The organism is Rhodococcus sp. C-2 (genome assembly GCF_027854095.1).
GTDB classification, from domain to species: domain Bacteria; phylum Actinomycetota; class Actinomycetes; order Mycobacteriales; family Mycobacteriaceae; genus Rhodococcus_F; species Rhodococcus_F qingshengii.
Window position 1 is genome coordinate 30,702 of the sequence record NZ_JAQGFI010000012.1, and the last position, 18,938, is coordinate 49,639.

Here is an 18,938-nt window from a genome sequence, read left to right on the forward strand (position 1 = left end):
AAGGCGCACAGGGGCGCGAAGTGCCTTACTTCAACAGCGCACGCGACATCACGACGCGCTGAATCTGGTTGGTGCCTTCGTAGATCTGCGTGATCTTGGCGTCGCGCATCATGCGCTCGACCGGGAAGTCGGTGGTGTAGCCGGCGCCACCGAACAGCTGCACGGCGTCGGTGGTGACCTCCATGGCAACGTCCGAAGCGAAGCACTTCGCCGCAGCGGAGATGAAGCCGAGGTTCTTCTCGCCGCGCTCGGCGCGTGCTGCGGAGGTGTAAACCATCAGACGTGCGGCTTCGACCTTCATCGCCATGTCCGCGAGCATGAACTGAACAGCCTGGAAGTCGCTGATGGACTTGCCGAACTGCTTGCGATCCTTGGTGTATGCCAGCGCCGCGTCGAGTGCGCCCTGGGCCAGGCCGACAGCCTGAGCACCGATGGTGGGACGCGTGTGGTCGAGGGTCTCGAGTGCCGTCTTGAAGCCGGTGCCCGGTTCGCCGATGATGCGGTCGCCGGGGATGCGGCAGTTCTCGAAGTACAGCTCAGCGGTGGGGGAGCCCTTGATGCCGAGCTTCTTTTCCTTCGGTCCGACGACAAAGCCCTCGTCGTCCTTGTGGACCATGAAAGAGGAGATGCCGTTTGCGCCCTTGTCGGGATCGGTGACAGCCATGACGGTGTACCAGGTGGACTTGCCGCCGTTGGTGATCCAGCACTTGGAGCCGTTGAGGATCCAGTCGTCGCCGTCAGCCTTTGCGCGGGTACGCATCGAAGCGGCGTCGGATCCGGCTTCACGCTCGGACAGTGCGTACGACGCCATTCCGCCGTTGACGAGGTCCGGGAGCACCTTGGACTTGAGCTCTTCGGAACCCTTGAGGATCAGGCCCATGGTGCCGAGCTTGTTCACAGCGGGGATCAGCGAGGAGGAGCCACAGACGCGGGCGACTTCCTCGATGACGATGCAGGTGGCGACGGAATCGGCGCCCTGGCCGTCGTAAGCCTCGGGAACGTGGATGGCGTTGAAGCCGGACGCGTTGAGAGCGGTGAGCGCTTCCTCGGGGAAACGTGCGTTCTCGTCGACGTCCTTGGCGTACGGCGCGATTTCCTTCTCGGAGAGTCCGCGGATAGCAGCCCGCAGTTCGTCGTGCTCTTCGTTCAGTGCGAAGAGATTGAAATCCGGGTTTCCTGCCATGGGAACGCTCCTTGGTGAAGGTGGCTTGAAGGCGGTCGGTGCGGCTCCGGCGTTACCAGCGAGATTCGCGGACAGACCGGTGCCCATGACCCCAGTCAAACACGGCACTGAGTGCCAGGTCAAGGGATGGGTGTGTGAAGTTTCGGTGCACGAGCAGTGTCAGCCGAGTTGTTCGTGGATTTTTCTGCTGATCTCATCAGCGGACGTGCCCGGGGGAAAGGCTACTACCAGCACGGACTTCGATTCTGGCGTGCTGGTCTTGGACCCGGGTGCCACGCCGTATGTCCGCCGAACGTCGAGCAATGCCTGACTTAGTGCATCAGCTGTGGCGTCCTCGTCGCCTTTGATCATGCTTCGCAAGAGGTAGTTGTGGCACGCGGTGACAGCTGCGGCAAAACCGACAACCTCGAGGACAGGCTCGCGGGGCACAGCGCTGCGCAGGTAGTCGACGAAGAGGCGCTCGTAGCGGAATCCGGTGACGAGTTCGCGGTCGCGAAGAGCCGGAACATGCTGTACGACGCGGTATCGCCGCATCGACAGGTCTCGGTTCCTGCGGAAGAAATCGAAGACCAGTCCCGCGGCCTCGCACACGGACGCCCAGGGGTCGGCGGAATCGGACGCGAGGAACTCTGCGACGTGTTCGAGGAGGGACTCGTGATCGGCGAAGATCACGTCTTCCTTGGAGCGGAACTGCCGGAAGAACGTCCGACGCGACACACCGGCGGCAGCGGCGATCTGCTCGACGGTGGTGGCTTCGTACCCGTTCTCCGAGAACAACCGGATCGCTTGAGACGCGACGTGTACCCGAAACTGTGCGGGGTCAGTTCCGGGTACATCGGAGCGCTCGGTCATGGATGCAAGTATCCAGGTTTCGTCGGCGTCAGTTGTCGGCGCGTAGCTGGAACTTGAGAACCTTGCCGGTGGGGGTGCGAGGAAGGTCGAGCGGGAAGACGATGTCGCGGGGAACCTTGTACCCGGCCAGCAAAGTGCGGGTGTGCTCGACGATGTCTTCGGCGGATGCCTGTAATCCCTTGCCCAGCACCACGAATGCCTTCGGGCGCTCGCCCCACTTCTCGTCCGGAACGCCGACGACTGCCACGTCGATCACCGCGGGGTGACTCATGATCGCCTGCTCGACCTCGACGGTGGAGATGTTCTCGCCGCCTGAGATGATGATGTCCTTCGCGCGGTCCTTGAGCTGGATGTATCCGTCGGGATGCATGACGCCGAGGTCGCCGGAATGGAACCAACCACCGGCAAATGCTTCGGCTGTCGCGGCCTCGTCGCGGTAGTACCCGAGCATCACGTTGTTGCCGCGGAGCACGATCTCACCCATGGTCTGGCCGTCGGCGGGGACGTCGTTCATCTCGGCATCGACAACGCGAGCATTTTCGGCCTGCACCATGCCGACTCCCTGACGCGAGAGAAGTGCGGCGCGCTCGGACTGCGGCTTGTCGTCCCAGGCTTCCTGGTATTCGCAGATCGTGTAGGGGCCGTACACCTCGGTGAGGCCGTAGACGTGAACCACGGTGACACCGATGTCTTCGAGTTTTCCGATGATCGTCGGTGACGGGGGAGCGCCGGCGGTGGTGATGCGCAAGGCGTCGACCTTGTGGGCCTGGTCTGCGTCGGCGATGGTGGAGCAGACGGTAGGAGCGCCGCACAGATGTGTCACGCCCAGATTGTCGATGGCGTCCCAGATCGCATCGGCGCGGACCGCGCGCAGGCAGATATGTGTGCCCGCGGCCTGAGTGACGGCCCACGGCGTGCACCACCCGTTGCAGTGGAACATCGGCAGTGTCCACAGATACTTCGTCGCTCCGTCGAAGCCGTTGTGGAATGTCTCGCCGAGCGAGTTCAGGTACGCCCCGCGGTGGGAGTACATGACGCCCTTGGGTTTTCCGGTGGTACCCGAGGTGTAGTTGATGGCGATGCACTGCTGCTCGTCGTCGACGCCCCAGTGCAGTGGCTGATCGGAGAGAGCTTCGCCTTCGGCAATCAGATCGGCGTACTGCCCGGTGACGATTCCGGTGGGAACGTCCGGATAGGGGACGGTGGAGTCCGGGATCTCGACGATCTCACGCAGGCTCCCCACGTTTGCCTTGGACGAGGTGACCGAACCGACGAATTCGGAGTCCACGAACAGGATCGTGGTTCCCGAGTGATCGAGAATGTATTCGAGTTCGGGACCGGCGAGGCGTGAGTTCAGGGCGATCAGGACCCCGCCGGCGAGGGGGACGGCAAAATGCGCGAACAGCATCTCGGGTACGTTCGGCGCCAGGTATGCAACGCGGTCACCGGGCTGAATGCGTTCACGCAGGACGCGGGCCAGAGCCGCGACCTCGTCACCGAACTCTCGGTACGAGTAGGTCCGGTCGCCGTGAACGACGGCGGTGCGCTCGGGGAACACCGCGGCGCTGCGCTCGAGAAAGCGCAGCGGACTGAGCGGGGTGTTGTTGGCTGCAACAGCTGTCGGGACAGACACGGTTCCTCCGAAGGCGACGTGGCACGGTTGGTGTCACGATAAGTGTGATCGGCACTACAAATGGCCTGGATGCACGCTATTGCCCAGCCAAAGGTGCCGCTACCCTCTGAATTGGGTACGTGGAGGTGAGAGTGAGCAGGGTACTGAGACCGAGCGACGACGACGCGTTGCGCGCCGAACTGCGTCGGCTGCACCCCAAAACCGAGTTGCCGGTTCTGTTCGGCGGCTGCGTCAGCGACCGGTCGCTGACCATCACCGGTCACGTCGGCACGCGCAGCAACATCCTGCGAAACCTCCGGATCGACGCCGAATGCGGACTCGGCGGTCGGGCGATCGCAGAACAACGACCGGGCGCGGTCCAGGACTACGCGAACTCGTCGCACATCACTCACGACTACGACTATGAAGTGGGTACCGAAGCGATTGAATCCTTGATGGCAGTCCCCATCGTCGTACGCGGGGTTACTCGCGGAGCGATCTACGGAGGACTGCGTGCCAACCTGCCGATCGGCGACGTGATCGCAGAGACGATGATGCGATCGTCGTACGCGTTGGCCCGAGAATTCGAGATTCGCGACGAAGTGGATCGTCGGGTGGCGATGCTCGATACCGCTGCGGTGGAACATGGTTCGAACCGCGATGCCCAGATATCCGAAGGGTTGACCGAGAGCGTCCTGGCGCTCGGCGAGATCGCGGCGAACCTCGAGGACATGGCTCTCAGCGCGCAGGTCCTCGCGGTCGAGGCAAAGTTGCGGTCGTTGGCGTCGCCGAAACCTTCCGCGAACACTCCAGTCGCGAACACCGTTGTCCTGTCGCCACGCGAGCGGGAGGTGATGGGGTACGTCGCTCTCGGACTGCGCAATGCCGAGATCGCCGAGAGGTTGTCCCTGAGCGTCGAAACGATCAAGACGTACATGAGGAATCTGATGGGAAAACTCGACGTCCGCAGTCGTCACGAAGCGGTCGTGGAAGCGCGGCGGCAAGGTTTGATTCTGTGAGGGCTTGATTCTCTGATCGGTCCCGCCAAGCGGAATTTCGGAACTGCGTCGCCACTCCGGTTGATATGACGGACCTCACTATCGGCAGAGTTCGACACGAGTGATGAGGGCATCGATGCAGGATTTGTTCGACAACAACGACATGACCGGCCTGGCCGAAGCGATCAAGAGCGGCGACGTCTCCGCCAAGGAAGTCCTCGAGTTCAGTCTGGACAGGCTCGACGAGCGCAACCCGGCAGTCAACGCGGTGATCAGTGAGCGCCGAGAGGAAGCGCGCAACGAGGTATCAGGCGGCCTGCCGGATGGCCCACTGCACGGCGTCCCGTTCGTGATCAAAGACCTCGGCATGGACGTCGCAGGATTGCCGAGCACCAATGGATCTCGATTGTTCGCCGACGCTGTGGCAGAAAAAGATTCGACGCTCGTCGAGCGCTACCGCCAGGCTGGTCTGGTTGTCATCGGCAAGACGAACACCCCGGAGTTCGGCAAGAACGCGAGTACCGAACCTGCGCTGTTCGGACCCACCCGTAACCCTTACGCCCTTGATCGTTCGCCCGGCGGATCTTCGGGTGGCACGGCTGTAGCTGTTGCCGTCGGGATCGTGCCAGGCGGGCATGCCAGCGACGGTGGTGGATCGATCCGTATTCCCGCATCGGCCTGCGGCCTGGTAGGCCTCAAGCCGAGCCGAGGACGTACTCCGACGGCACCGGCGCGCACGCTCTTCTCGTCGCCGATGAGTGTTCATCACGCGCTCACCCGAAGTGTCCGCGACACTGCGCTGCTTCTCGATCTGTCCGCCGGGCCGACAGTGGGCGATCCTTACGTGATCCTGGCGCCGAAGCGGCCGTACATCGAGGAAGTGGGTGCCGATCCCGGACGGTTGCGGATCGGTCTGAGTAACGCTCTTCCTGACGGCACACCGGTGGACCCGGAGTGCTCGGCCGTCGCGACCGGTGTTGCCGGCCTGCTCGAAGAACTCGGTCACGATGTCACCGAGAGTGCCCCGAACTTTCCGCTCGATGCGCTCACTGCCGGGCTGTCGGTGTTGATGGGCATTCCGATGACGATCGAGGTCGACGAACGACTCGACGCCCTGAACCGCGCGATCCGCGACGACGACCTCGAGCCGATGGCGCGGATGATCTACGACCGCGCGAAGTCCGAAAGTGCGACGAACGTCGTCAAGGCGTTGCAGGAACTCGAGCGGGCCGCCCAGGTGATCGGTGCGTTCTTCGTCGATCACGACCTGTTGCTGACTCCGACGATGGCTCGGCCGGCAGCTCCGCTCGGTCTGCTCGATACGGCGAATCCTATGTCGATCTGGGAGCATTCGGCCGGGTACAGCGGCTTGACCAGTCCGTTCAACAGTTCAGGTCAGCCGGCGATTTCCTTGCCGATGGGTCATGACTCGGCCGGCGTTCCGATCGGCGTGCAGTTGGTCGGCGCGTTCGGCCGTGAAGATCTGCTGATTCAGGTTGCGTCGCAGCTCGAAACAGCCCGTCCGTGGTCCATTGCGCCGGTGTGGCCGCCGGTCCCGGCGTAGCGCGCGGTCGTCCGAGCCGGGGAGGACGTCAGGCGATGATGCGAATCGGCCACTGGCCGTTCACATCTGCCACGTCCCTCCCTTGGCTGAGAAGGTACTCGGCGAAATCGCGTTGCCGCTCGGCGTGCCAATCGGCTTGATCGACCATGAGATCGAGCCCCAGGATGTCGGGGAACCGCACGGCCAACTCGCGGGCCAACGCTGCCGCAGCTTTGGCATCGGCCTCGGCTTCGTGCGCCGACTCCAATGAAATTCCGTAGTGCTCGCACACGGCCGCAAGCGTTCGCTTGCCCTTGCGGAACGTATCCATCGCCCGATCGATCACGTACGGATCGATCACCAACCCCGGAACGAATGCAGGCTTGCCGATGCGCAGACCCTCGGCATGCATGACCGTCAGATCATAGGAGGCATTGAACGCCACCACGGCGTGATCGCGCGCCCAGGAATTGTGCAGAGCCTCGCGAATCTCTTCGTAGCCCTCGGAATAATCCTGGCCGTGTTGCGCCGCGAACTCGGTGCTGATGCCGTGAACAGCCGAGGCGCCGGCGGGGATGTCGACGCCGGGATCGAGTAGCCACGTGCGTGTTTCGACACTCGAACCGTCGATCACCGCGACGCAGGCACTGACGATACGAGCGGTCGACGGATCCCGCCCCGTGGTCTCGAGGTCGAACGCGCAGATCGGGCGATCGGACCAGCTACTCATCGGGGGCCTTTCGGTGCAGAACGTCATGTCCGAATCACTATGCACCCCCCTACCGACACAAACGACGAACAGCCACCTCCGGGGTGAAGGTGGAGGTGGCTGCTGCGTAACTGTGTGACGGACCTACAGAATCTCGGTTCCGACCGTGAAGCGATCCATGACGTCTTCGCGCGGAGTCACACCGAAGCCCGGTCCCTGCGGCACGGCGATGTGGCCGTCCTCGATGACAAAAGGTTCGGTGATGTCTTCCTTGTAGAAGCGATCGGACGCCGAGATGTCGCCGGGCAGCGTGAATCCGTCCAGCGCCGCGAGGGCTGCGTTGGCGGCGCGGCCGATTCCGGTCTCGAGCATTCCGCCGCACCACACCGCAATACCGTGTGCCGAGGCGAGATCGTGGATGCGCTTGGCTTCCAGATATCCACCGACACGGCTCGGCTTGATGTTGATGACCGAAGCGGCACCGAGCGTGATGGCATCCGCCGCATCCTTGGCCGACTCGACCGACTCGTCGAGGCAGATCGGAGTCGAAAGGGACTGGGCGAGCTTGGCGTGCTGCACCAAATCGTCCTCGGCCAGCGGCTGTTCGATGAGGAGCAGTGCGAATTCGTCCAGGCGACGGAGCAACTGCGCGTCGACGAGGGTGTACGCGGCGTTCGCGTCGACCTGCAGAGGAACGTCGTAGCCGAACTCCTTGCGCACCGCAGCCACGGGAGCGATGTCCCAGCCCGGCTTGATCTTCAGCTTGATTCGCACGTAACCCTGCGACAGATAGTTGCCGACGGTCTCGAGCAGCTGAGGGATGCTGTCCTGGATGCCGATGGACACTCCCGAGGGAACTCGCGTGCGAGTGGCACCGAGGTACCGAGCGAAAGACTGTCCGCGAGCGCGCAATTCAGCATCGAGAATTGCCATTTCGATAGCCGACTTGGACATCTGGTGACCCACGATGTGGTGAAGTACGCTGCCGACCGTCTCGGCGGTGAGCGGTTGATCCGACTGCGACTTACGTAGCGTCGGAACAAGATACTCGCGAAGCATCGCCCGCGCACCAGCGGTGTATTCGGAGTTGTAGTACGGATCGCTGAGCGAGCCGCACTCGCCCCAGCCGACGGTCTCCACCGGACCGTTGGGGCCGTCGGTGGTGCCGCTCACTTTCAGGACGAGGGTGTTGCGCTCGAGCTGGGTGCTGAATGACGTGGTGAAGGGGGAGACGAGAGGGATGCGCAGTTCGCGCAATTCGACGGACTCAATGTGCATGGACTTGCTCTTCTCCGGTTGTCTCGCAGATTTTCGTGAACATGTAATAGCCGCTGGGGTCGAAGCCGGTCGATTGCCATTCCTTCGAGGCGATCAGTGGTTCGAGGTACTCGCGAAGCGCGTGTCGCCAGGCAAAGGCAGAGGCGCGGTCGACTGTTCTCAGATGCTCGATGTCTCTGGGTATTCCGACTGCGATATCGACGCAGTCGGGTGGGATCGGGAGCATTCGAGGCGTACCGTCTTCGGTGGGTTGAAGCACCTTGAATGTATCATTCACGGCCACAGTAGAACTCGGAGATCCATCGACGTCGAGGTCCCAACTGACGAGCATACGATCGCTGGCGTCGCCTGCGTTGATTCCGTCTGCCATCGACCCGTAGAAATCCGGGTTGTATTCGGCCGGTTCGGCTCCGAGACGTTGAATGTTGAAATAGGCATTTCGTGCGACCAGTGGATCGAAGGTCCACCGGATCGTCCTGACGCCGCGCTCGATGCACCAGTCTCGCTGATGATGCTTGAGGGCGCGGCCGATTCCCTTGCCTGCGTGTCCCGGTAGTACTCCGGCGATGTGTGAGTGCAGAACCTCGCCGAGAGGCTCGACGAAGAATCCGACGCAACCACCGATCATTTCGCCTTCGGAAAAGGCTCCCACCACGTAGTGACCACCGTGGTGAAGCGCAACCAACATCGCAGTGCCGAAATGAGCCGGTCCGGGACTGGTAGCCCAGATCTCGTCGAAAACGGCGGATAGATCGGCTATTTCGCGGGTATCGACCAGTTCTCGAAACTCAACCGCTTTGCTTTTCGACACGAGGGCCCCCTTCAGACGTGATCGAACGAATAAGGCCCGCAACCAACGCCGTCCTCGGAGCGATTGCGGACACGAGCGCATGCTCGGTCTCGGCGTGTGCACCGCCGCCGACGCCACCGAGGCCGTCGAGGGTGGGGATACCGATACCGGCAGTGAAGTTTCCGTCCGAGGCTCCGCCGACGGCGAGGCCGACGAGCGGAGTCAGATCATGCTCGAGCGCAACGCGTTCCGCCAACGCCAGTAACGGTGCGGACATCGTCGCTTCGAGAGGTGGACGGTTGACACCACCCGAGACCGTGACTACGGCTTCGGGGTGGATTGCCTGCAGGGCTCGGATATTCGCATCGACGCGCTCCTGCTCGGCGGCGCTGGTTGCGCGCACGTCCACGTCGACGAAGGCTTCTGCCGGAACGGTGTTGGTTGTGGTTCCGGCTGAAATGACAGTCGGGGTGACGGTGGTTGCCTGTGCCGGCGAGGACAAGTCGTTGATCGCGATCACGAGACGAGCCAGTTCTACTGCAGCGTTGATGCCTTTTTCCGGCTCCAGCCCGGCGTGGGCGGCGCGACCGGCAACATGGATCCGATACAGCGACACCCCCTTGCGGACAGTCTTCAGTTCGCCACCGTCACCGCCGGCCTCGAGAACCAGTACCGCGCCTGCCGCAAGTTCCTCGATGAGGGACCGCGACGTGGGTGAACCGATTTCTTCGTCACCGGTCACGAGGAGTGTGATTCCGTCGAGTGCATCGTCGCCGTGCAGCTCCCGGACGATAGCGAGGGCGTGGATTGCCTGAACGACACCAAGTTTCATGTCGAGTCCGCCCGGACCTCGGAGCGCTCCGTCGGTGACGGCTGCGGGCAGGCGTGTCAGGGTGCCGATCGGCCACACGGTGTCATGATGACCGAGCAGCATCAACCGCGTCGGTGAGCTGCCGAAACGGGTCACCAGATGGGTTCGGCCTTCCGTCACTATCGACTCCGGTGTCACGCCGAGTCGTTCGTGGACAAGATCTGACGTCCACTTCGCGCTGCGGGCAACAGCTTCGAGATCGTGTGACGGCGACTCGACTTCGATGAGCGCGATGGCGTCCTCGAGGATCTGAGGAAGTTGGCGCTCGGCCAGATCGCGGAGAATGGTCATCGGTTGTTCACTCGCGGATACGCGCGGCTTCCGACGTGTAGCAATTGTGTACTCCCGTTGTCGGAGAAAGTGATCCGGATCCAACCTGCTGATTGAGGGAGTCGGGTCCCGAACACTCCAGGGTGAACTTCGATCAGGCTGAGAGAGACGGACTCTGCGCTTTCGGCGGTGACCGAAGGGTCGATGTGATCGGTGCGGCGGGCGGTCAGGGAACCGCCGGTCCTTTCCAAGACGAAATCGGCTGCGGCATCGCGGTACAGGCCGCACAGCGCATCGAGTTCTTCAGGTGAGGACGTGACGCGGGTGTGGGGGTCACCAGGCGAGAATGCCGGTGTCACACTGACGCCGCCTATGGAACCGATTACTTCAGCCAGAAGATCGCCGGAGAGAGCGTCCATTGCTCCACCGTTGGCCATCAGGACCACGGCTAGACCGCACGACGGCACCACTCGCAAGAACGACTGCTGGCCGAGAGTTCCGCCATTGTGGCCATGAGCCAGTACACCGCCCCAATTGTGCAGCAGCCACGTGGTTCCCATGATGTCCGCTGACGACACGTCACCGATCTGGCGGCGCTCCTCGAGCATCGCCAGATGAGTGGAACGCCGAAGGAGAACCGGGTCCTCGCGCATCGAGTCCTGAGCGAACAGGAGTAGATCTTCGGCCGTGCTGTTGATGAGGCCGGCGGGGCCCATCGAGCGGGGGATGAGGAACTGTGGTGTCTGCTCGAGGTCGTCGGCACCGCCGACGTGCCCGACTGCAGCGCGGTGCAGTGCCGTCTCCTCAGGCAGGGTCGTGGTTTTGGTCAGGCCGAGCGGTTCGATGATCCGCTCGCGCAGAACCGCGTCCCAACTCTTACCTCGGAGAACCTCGATGATTCGTCCGGCGATCACGAAGCCGGTGTTGCAGTACGACCAATCGGTGCCGGGGGCGAAGAGCTGCACCGTTGATTTCAGTGCTGCGACGTATCGCTCGACGCAGTCGTCGCCGCGTCCGCCGTCGATGAAAACGTCACCGTCGATGCCACTGGTGTGAGTCAACAGGTGGCGAGTCGTGACCGTTTCGGTGGCTACCGCGTCGGCAACTGCGAAGTCCGGCAAGATGTTCCGGACAGGTGAGTCGAGATCCAGCAATCCTTCTTCGACGAGCTGCATGATCAGGGTGGCCGTCCAGACCTTGCTGATCGAACCCATCTGGAACAACGTGTCGGGCGTAGCCGCGACGCCGGTGCGGGTACTGACGACACCGGACGTGACCACGGTGCGGGAGAATCCGCTGCGGGTTGTGGTCAGAATTCCCAGTGAGGCGCCGGGCACCCCGTACTTCGCACTCAGGGTGTCGAGTCGGTACTGCCAGTAGTCGGGATCGACCGTGGTCAGTGCGGGCTTGGGGGAGAGGTGCCGTTCGATCCAGTCGACGAGACGAGTGCTGTACTCCAGTCGGTGGGACGGCCGACCCGTCAACACGAAGTCATGTGACGCGTCCGGGAAAACCACCAACTCGGTCGGGGTGCCGGCCAAACGCAGTCCACCGAACCACTGTTCGGCCTGGTTGACCGGGCAACGGACGTCGCTGCCGCCGTGAAGGATCAGCGTCGGTGTCGTCACCTGGGAAACTCGCCCCAGCGGCGAAAGTTCCCGTACCCGAGATGACTGCGGGTCGAATTCGACCGTCTGCAGCAAGATGCCCTCGTCCGAGGGGCCGGCCGTGTTCGCGATGTCGCAAACGAGACCACCGGCGACTGCGACGGCAAACCGATCGGTGACGGACGTCAGAGCGCACGTCATGAATCCGCCGTAGCTGTAGCCCGTGAGTACCAGTTGCTTGGGATCGGCCATCCCCTCGGCGACAAGGGTTTCGACCGGTTCGAGCAGGTCGGCACGATCCGCCTCACCCCAGCCGTCCCGCACACCGTCGAAGAAGTCGTTTCCGTAGCCGTCACTTCCGCGCGGATTGATCATCAAGACCGTGAATCCCAGCGCGACCAGTTCCGCGTGGTATGCGTGCATCACGGTGGGCGTTCCGGTCCAGGCATTGTGTGGTCCGCCGTGGACGTCCAGAACCAGCGGACCGGCGCCCGTGACGTTCGGGTCGCGCAGGATCCAACCCTGAACACGGGTGCCGTCGCTGATGTCGAACCAACGCTCGGAGGCGACTGGAAACGCGACGGAAGTTGTCAGTTCCGTGTTCAATTCGGTGACCGTTTCGACTGCACGAGTCTCGAGGTCGATGACGGCGACCTCGCCGAAGGATGTCGCCGTTGCCAGCGCGACGACGGCTCGCCCGGACGTCAGGGCAAGGCCTGAGACCACTGTCTGCTCGCCGGTGAGAAGTGGTGAGACGGAGCCTGATCCGAAATCGACCTTGTGCAGTTCGGTGGAGCCGTGGTTGCGGATGCAGAAGACGATGTCGCCGTCGGCGGTGAAACTCGGTGCGCCACCGGGATAACCGGTCCCGCCCGGCATGACGTTTCGGTCGAGTCCGGATGTCAGGCTGCGGTCTTCCGCTCGCTGGTCGCGGTGCAGGACAAGAAGTTCGTTGTTGTGAATGATCGGCGTGTGCCAACCGACGGCTACGACCGCGTCGCCGGCAGGTGTCCATGCAAGTGGTCCTGCGATGCCGCGTGCGTGCCCCAACATCCGCGGAGCGGAGGCGAGATCAGTCAGCGATACGGTCCAGGCGGAACTCGCCCGCGTCAGATCGGCGTCGCCGTCCATCGCCGCGGTGAAAGCCAGTTCGGTGCCGTCGGGACTGTACGCGGGATGCGAAGCGTCCCAATCGCCGTCCGTCAGCTGCCGTAGTGAGCCGGCGGCCAGATCGAACTCGAACAGGTGCGCCCGAACGCTGCCCCGGACACCGGATCCGTCGACCTTGTAGTTGAGGCGCTTCGCCACCAAGAGGCATGACGATCCGGCGCCCGTGCGGTCGACGGGGGCGCTGAAGGCGATCCGAGCGCCGTCGGGAGAGAACACCGGTGCCCCCACGCCGAGCGGGAGCTGCGCCGTGGTGGTCAGCTGTGTTGCCGGGCCCCCGGTGGCGTCGACCTTCCACAGTTGTGGTGTGCCCGAGGAATCTGGCCGAACGAAGACCAACAGCGTCGAAACGGGATGCCAGGCCGGCGAGGTGTCGGCAGGTCCCGCGGTGAGCTGTAGTTGCGGGGAAGCCAACCAGATCGAACGCTCGTTGGTATCCGCAGCCGGATTCGCTTCGGTACGTACGTATGCAATGCGTCCCGACGCCGATACGGCGATGCTGGTCGGTGTAACCACGGACGCGTAATCCTGGATTCTCGCCGAACGACGTTCTTCGGCACGGGCTACGGCAGCGGGGGAGTCGAGAGTGGTCGGCGTTGTCATTGGAACATCGGCTCCCCGAATGTCGGGATCGCGGACAACAGCTTTGCCGTGTACGGCTCCTTCGGCGAATCGATCACGTCGAGAACCGGCCCGTGCTCGACGATCTCGCCGCCGAGCATGACTGCGACGTGGTCACAGACGTAGCGGATCACCGCCAGGTTGTGACTGACGAACAGAACCGTCAGACCAAGCTGCTTCTGCAGATCCACCAACAGATTCAGAACCGCGCCCTGCACGGACACGTCCAGAGCGGAGGTGATTTCGTCGGCAAGCAGAACTGCCGGTGCGGCTGCCAAAGCCCGCGCGAGGGCAACGCGTTGGCGCTGACCACCCGACAACGACGATGGGTATTCGTGCGCCTTCTCCACCGGCAGTTGGACGGTGGTGAGGAGTCGAGCGACCTCGGCGGCGCGGTCGCCGCGGCTGCGCCGAGCTTTGTCACGACGCTCGGTGGACCGCAGCGCCTCGGCGAGTGACTGGCCGATGGTCATTCGCGGGTCGAGGCACGAGTACGGATCTTGGAAGACCATCTGGATCCGGTGGCGCAGACGAGCCGTCGCGCCGCGGGCGTGAGCGACGTCCACACCGTCGAGAAGGATCTGGCCGGAACTGGGCTCGGCCAGGCCGACAGTTGCTCGCGCCAGTGTCGACTTTCCGGAACCCGATTCACCGACGAGACCGACCACCGATCCGGAGGGGATGTCGAGATTGATGTTCTTGACGGCGTGGAATTTTTTCGAACCGCTACCGAGGTGGACGTTGACGTCACGGAATTCGAGTCTGCTCATCGGATCTCCTCTGCAACAGCCAACAGTTCTTCCAACTCGATGTCGGCGGTGCTCTCCTCGGCGTCGAGGCTCTCCACCTGCCAGGCTTCGTCGACGGTGGCAAGCGGCTTGTCGCGATCGGTGCTCATGGTGGGGACCGCGGCGATCAGCGCGCGGGTGTACGGATGCTTTGCACGGCCGGCAATCAGATCGTCGACTGCGATGTCTTCGACGATTTCGCCGGCAAACATGACGAGGACACGGGTGCACATGCCGGTGATGACGGCCATGTCGTGCGAGATGAGAAGGATTGCGGCGCCGGTTTCTTCGCGAACCTCGTGGAGCAGCCCGAGGACCTCACGCTGAACGGTCACGTCGAGCGCAGTGGTGGGTTCGTCCGCGATGATCAGAGCGGGCTTACCCATCAGACCCATGGCGATCATCGCGCGCTGACGCATACCGCCGGAGAACTCGTGGGGGTACTGCTTCGCACGCCTGGGCGCGTCGGGGATCTTGACGGCGTTCAGTCGCTCGACTGCCGCCTTCTTCGCGTCGGCCTTGCTCATACCTTCGTGGAGCCAACCTATCTCGGCGACCTGGTATCCGACCTTGAGAGACGGATTCATGGACGACATCGGATCCTGGAACACCATCGCCATACGTGTGCCGAGTTGGCGGGCAACCTTGCGCGAAGCCGCGTCGTCCGGCCGCTTGCCGTCCTTCATCAGCACGGTGCCGTCGAACTCGATGAGCCCGGCGTCGACCACGGTGGGGTGGTCGGTCAGCTGCGCGATTGCCATGCAACTCAGTGACTTTCCGGACCCGGATTCACCGACGATGCCCACGGTTTCGCCGCGGTGAACTGTAAAACTGATGTTGTCGACGGGGCGACGCCAGTCGTCACCCGCGGGGACTGCGACGGACATGTTGCGGACGGTCAGTACCGCGTCTTCGTCGGTGGGCGCCGAATCGGCCTGGGCAGTTTTCCGGTTGATCGGCTTCCACTTCGGCAGGCGACTGCTGATCGGGCTGCGAACTCCCGCGCCGCGAGCAATGGCCTCGCCGAGCAGCGTGAAGGTCAAGCCGGCGAGCACGACGGCGATGCCGGGGGCGAGTGCGGTGGCCGGGTTGACGAAGATCTTCGACAGACCTTCGTTGAGCATCCGGCCCCAGTCGAATGCAGGCGGCTGAATGCCCAAGCCGAGGAACGAGAGTCCGGCGAAGACCACGAGGCCGCTGCCGACAGCGATGCTGGCATTGACGATGAGTGGTTCACGGATATTGGGGAGAATGTGGCGGAACAGCAGCCCCGGCTTGGTAACCCCGAGGATGCGTGCTGCGTCGATGAAGTCGCGTCCGTTGACCGACGAAGCCAGTGCGTACGTCAACCTCGCGAACGGCGAGGCCAGGGCGAGACCGATGGCGATCACCGCGCTGCCAGCACCCTGTCCGAGAACGACCAACAGGAAGATCGCGAGGAGCAGTCCGGGGAATGCGATGGCGAAGTTGAGGAATGCCACGACCATTCGTCCGACCCAGCGGGGAGCGAGCGTCGGGAGCGTACCGAGTATCAGGCCAATTGTGACACCGAGTGCGACGGCTCCGAGAGCCATGAGCACCGACAGTCTCGCGGCGGTCATCGTGCGGGCGAAGACGTCACGCCCGCCGGCGTCGGTGCCGAAGATGTGCTCGGAACTCGGTCCCTGAGAGAGTGCCTTCGGGTTGGCTGCGACAGCGGCGTCACCCCAGATCATCGGTCCGAAGATGACGAGGGCGATCAGAGCGGTCAGGAAGGTGAGGGCCAGGATTCCCAATGGGGTGCGGAACGTTCCGACGATCCAGTGTCGTCGCGGGGGCGTCTTGGGGGCCGCAGTGGGGGCCGTAGGTGAGGTGCTCAACTCAGTTCTCCCGAATTGTGGATCGTGGGTCGATGAGAGCGAGCACCACGTCGACGATGAAATTGATGAGAAGGACGATGGCGCCGTAGATCACGACCAGTGTCTGGGCGAGCGGGTAGTCCTTCTCGGTGATGGACTTGACCAGCGCCATGCCCATGCCGGGCCAGGCGAAGATGCTCTCGATGAGCACGGTGCCGGCAATCAGACCACCCAGGAGGAGTCCGGCGAGCGTCAGCGTCGACGTCATGAGGTTGGGCATTGCATGACGGAAGTAGATTCGTGCCACGGGCATTCGCTTGGCGCGCGCCGTACGGATGTAGTCCATGTCCAACACGCCGAGCGCCTCTGCACGGACGATGCGCGACATCGAGGCGATGGCACCGATCGACATGGCCGCGACCGGGAGGATGTAGCTTTCCGGTCCACCTCGGCCGGCGACGGGCAGAACAGGGAACGTGACGGCAAAGAGGTAGACCAGCGCCGTACCGAACATGAACTCGGGGATCACGGCGATGGTGCCCGACGTTGCGGTGTAACCGATCTCGACTCCGCGTCGTCGACCGTTGCGGGTCAGTGCAGCGAAGATGAGGCCGATCGGAATGCCCACTAGCAGCACCGTGACGACTGTGAGTACAGCCAGTTCGAGTGTTGCCGGTAGGCGGGACGCGATCACCTCGAAGACCGGAGTCCTCAAGGTGATCGAGTCACCGGGATTCCCGCTCAGCAACCCGCCGACGAATCGGAAGTACTGCTGCCACAAGGGAAGGTCGTAACCGAGCTGAGACCTCGTTGTCTCGACCAGTTCGACCGGTGCGTTCATTCCCAGTGCCAACCGAACCGGGTCTCCCGGAATCAGTTGGAGCATCAGGAACGCCGCAGTCACCAGCGCCCAGAGTGAAATCACGAAGGTGCCGAAACGACGCAGAAGATATGCGGGCCAGCTGTCGGACTCGAGCCACTTTGCTCGAGCCTGAGGCGCCGCTTCTGGTTTCGCGGCTTCAATAGTTTGACTCATGGGCTGTCTTTCCGGAGGGCGGGATGCTGGGGCGGGAAGATATTTCAGAGTGGGCGGACGGCCTACTGGTAGAGACGCAGCGCAGAACCGTTGAGCGACTTGCCGAATGAGAGTCCGGCCTTGTTGAAGTACACGTTCATGACGGAGTCTGCGAAGGGCACGGCCGCGATCGTCTTAGTGAGCTCCGACTCGGCGTCGGCCCAGGCGTCACAAGCGTCACTACCGGTCAGACCGGAAGCCTTGGTGGCTGCTGCTTCGTAGGCGGGGTTGCTGACCGATCCGAAGTTCTTGCCTGCTGCGGGAACCGGCCCGGCAAAGTACGCAGTGAAGGTGCTGGGCAGCGAGGAGTTGACCTGGACCCAGGCGATGTCCCAGGCAGAGTTGTCCTTGCCGCTCAGAATGACGTCGATGATCTTGTTCGAGTCGCCCCCGGTCACCTCGACGTTTGCGCCGAGTTCGGACCACGCCGACTGAGCAAGTTCGGCCGCCGCGTTGCGCGGATCGTCGGTGCCGTCGTACACGAGGCGGAGATTGAGCGGCTTGCCATCCTTGCTTCGCTTGCCGTCAGCGCCGGCGGTCCAACCAGCGCCGTCCAGTGTTGCCTTGGCGGCAGTGAGGTCGAAGTCCGGAATGTTGCCTGCGACAGAGTCGTAAACGCAGGCGCGCGGTTCGACGGCGACGAGGCTGGTTGCCCGGACCCCGTGTCCGGCGGTGATGACCTGAGTGAGGTCGTCGAGATCGACCGCTTGGATCAGGGCCTTGCGCACTGCGGGATCGCTGGTGGGATTACTCGCGATCTGGTTGAAGTACATCTGGCCTGCCGGCAGAGGCCGACCGACGGAGTCCAGATTGGCTGCCGCGACGCGGTCCTTGTCCGGACCGGCGATCGGAGCTGCGTTGAGTTCACCCGAGAGCAGCTGATTTGCGGCGGTGCTCACGTTCGGCGACATGGCGGCGACGACCGTCTTGGGGACGCCCGGGGTGTCGGAGGTCGTGCCGTCGGGGCCCCAGTTGTAGCCCTCGCGACGCTGGAACGTGTAGTGGTCGTTGGCGGCAACTTCGGTGACTTCGAACATGCCGGTGCCGAGCGACTTCTTGTTCGACGCTGTCGGATCTTTCAATCCGGCCTCGCACAGGATCGGCAGGCGACCGACGTTGAGAAGAAGGAACGGGCTCGGCGCCGGAGTGGTCACCGTGACACTGCGCGTTGCCGGATCGGCAGTCGCAGTGGCGCCGGTCGGTACGGAGGACCCGCGCAACTGAGAACCGTTGTCCGGGTTGGCCACGAAGTTGATGTTGTCCGCGACGGTCTGCGGTGTCAGCGTCGATCCGTCGGTACAGGTCACCCCGTCACGGATGGTGAAGGACGCCGAGGTCGGGGTCTCCTCCCACTTCTCCGCCAACCACGGTCCGACTTCACTGGTATCGGGATCCTGGTAGATCAGGTAGTCGTACGCCAAACGCGACAACTCGGCGGTCGCCGAGGCGGCCGACATGATCGGGTTGAGTGCACCCGGATCGGCCTGCAGGGCGAAACGGAAGGTCCCGTCGGTGGCCGGTTCACCGCCACTGGCGCCCGAGGACGTGCCTCCCGAGCCACAAGCAGACAACACAAGCGTGAGCCCTGCGGCTGCCGCAAGTGTTGGATAGAAGCGGTGTTTCATGGTGCCTCCGTGATGGAGCAGGGGCCCGAGCGAAAAACGTGAGGGCGCGGTTGAGTGTTGACTGCTAAATCTTGGCGCATGACGTGACGCGCATCTCTGTCGATCCTCACG

The 18,938-nt window shown here is 63.2% G+C and carries 14 protein-coding genes; 2 read left to right on the plus strand and 12 right to left on the minus strand.

The window, feature by feature from the left end; genetic code table 11:
• Positions 1–25: 25 nt before the first annotated feature.
• From PCS43_RS24140 to PCS43_RS24150, 3 genes are all read right to left on the minus strand, one after another.
• Complete coding sequence (locus PCS43_RS24140) at positions 26–1,183, minus strand: acyl-CoA dehydrogenase (protein WP_003939784.1); 1,158 nt, start codon at positions 1,181–1,183, stop codon at positions 26–28.
• Between the two features lie 159 nt (positions 1,184–1,342).
• A complete protein-coding gene (locus PCS43_RS24145; protein ID WP_003939674.1) occupies positions 1,343–2,035 on the minus strand; it encodes a TetR family transcriptional regulator in 693 nt (230 codons plus the stop codon).
• Between the two features lie 28 nt (positions 2,036–2,063).
• Complete coding sequence (locus PCS43_RS24150; RefSeq protein ID WP_030535166.1) at positions 2,064–3,668, minus strand: acyl--CoA ligase family protein; 1,605 nt, start codon at positions 3,666–3,668, stop codon at positions 2,064–2,066.
• 131 nt (positions 3,669–3,799) lie between these two features.
• Here PCS43_RS24150 and PCS43_RS24155 point away from each other — a divergent pair, with 131 nt between their 5' ends.
• Positions 3,800–4,666 (plus strand): helix-turn-helix transcriptional regulator, encoded by an 867-nt coding sequence (locus PCS43_RS24155; protein ID WP_042452756.1) that lies wholly within the window; start codon positions 3,800–3,802, stop codon positions 4,664–4,666.
• Between the two features lie 115 nt (positions 4,667–4,781).
• On the plus strand, positions 4,782–6,209 hold the full coding sequence (locus PCS43_RS24160) for an amidase (protein ID WP_058226227.1): 1,428 nt from the start codon (positions 4,782–4,784) through the stop codon (positions 6,207–6,209).
• 28 nt (positions 6,210–6,237) lie between these two features.
• Here the strand turns inward: PCS43_RS24160 and PCS43_RS24165 are convergent, their stop codons facing one another.
• From PCS43_RS24165 to PCS43_RS24205, 9 genes are all read right to left on the minus strand, one after another.
• Entirely contained in the window at positions 6,238–6,918 is a 681-nt protein-coding gene (locus PCS43_RS24165; RefSeq protein ID WP_003940028.1) for a 3'-5' exonuclease, read from the minus strand.
• 123 nt (positions 6,919–7,041) lie between these two features.
• Positions 7,042–8,175: an o-succinylbenzoate synthase gene (menC, locus tag PCS43_RS24170; RefSeq protein ID WP_007731359.1), complete on the minus strand. Its 1,134-nt coding sequence runs from the start codon at positions 8,173–8,175 to the stop codon at positions 7,042–7,044.
• Positions 8,165–8,986: a GNAT family N-acetyltransferase gene (locus PCS43_RS24175; RefSeq protein WP_007731362.1), complete on the minus strand. Its 822-nt coding sequence runs from the start codon at positions 8,984–8,986 to the stop codon at positions 8,165–8,167. The genes menC and PCS43_RS24175 overlap by 11 nt, the downstream gene beginning before the upstream one ends.
• The gene (locus tag PCS43_RS24180) at positions 8,964–10,127 is read right to left on the minus strand and encodes a M20/M25/M40 family metallo-hydrolase (protein ID WP_054187730.1); all 1,164 of its coding nucleotides are present in this window, start codon (positions 10,125–10,127) and stop codon (positions 8,964–8,966) included. The genes PCS43_RS24175 and PCS43_RS24180 overlap by 23 nt, the downstream gene beginning before the upstream one ends.
• On the minus strand, positions 10,124–13,483 hold the full coding sequence (locus PCS43_RS24185; protein ID WP_209909805.1) for an alpha/beta fold hydrolase: 3,360 nt from the start codon (positions 13,481–13,483) through the stop codon (positions 10,124–10,126). The genes PCS43_RS24180 and PCS43_RS24185 overlap by 4 nt, the downstream gene beginning before the upstream one ends.
• Positions 13,480–14,271, minus strand: a complete 792-nt coding sequence (locus PCS43_RS24190) for an ABC transporter ATP-binding protein (protein WP_003940215.1) — start codon at positions 14,269–14,271, stop codon at positions 13,480–13,482. The genes PCS43_RS24185 and PCS43_RS24190 overlap by 4 nt, the downstream gene beginning before the upstream one ends.
• A complete protein-coding gene (locus tag PCS43_RS24195) occupies positions 14,268–16,148 on the minus strand; it encodes a dipeptide/oligopeptide/nickel ABC transporter permease/ATP-binding protein (protein ID WP_225320135.1) in 1,881 nt (626 codons plus the stop codon). The genes PCS43_RS24190 and PCS43_RS24195 overlap by 4 nt, the downstream gene beginning before the upstream one ends.
• 1 nt (position 16,149) lies before the next feature.
• Positions 16,150–17,163, minus strand: coding sequence for an ABC transporter permease (locus PCS43_RS24200; RefSeq protein ID WP_003940249.1), 1,014 nt, complete (start codon positions 17,161–17,163; stop codon positions 16,150–16,152).
• A 62-nt stretch (positions 17,164–17,225) separates the two neighbouring features.
• Complete coding sequence (locus PCS43_RS24205) at positions 17,226–18,827, minus strand: ABC transporter substrate-binding protein (protein WP_003940335.1); 1,602 nt, start codon at positions 18,825–18,827, stop codon at positions 17,226–17,228.
• Between the last annotated feature and the right edge of the window lie 111 nt (positions 18,828–18,938).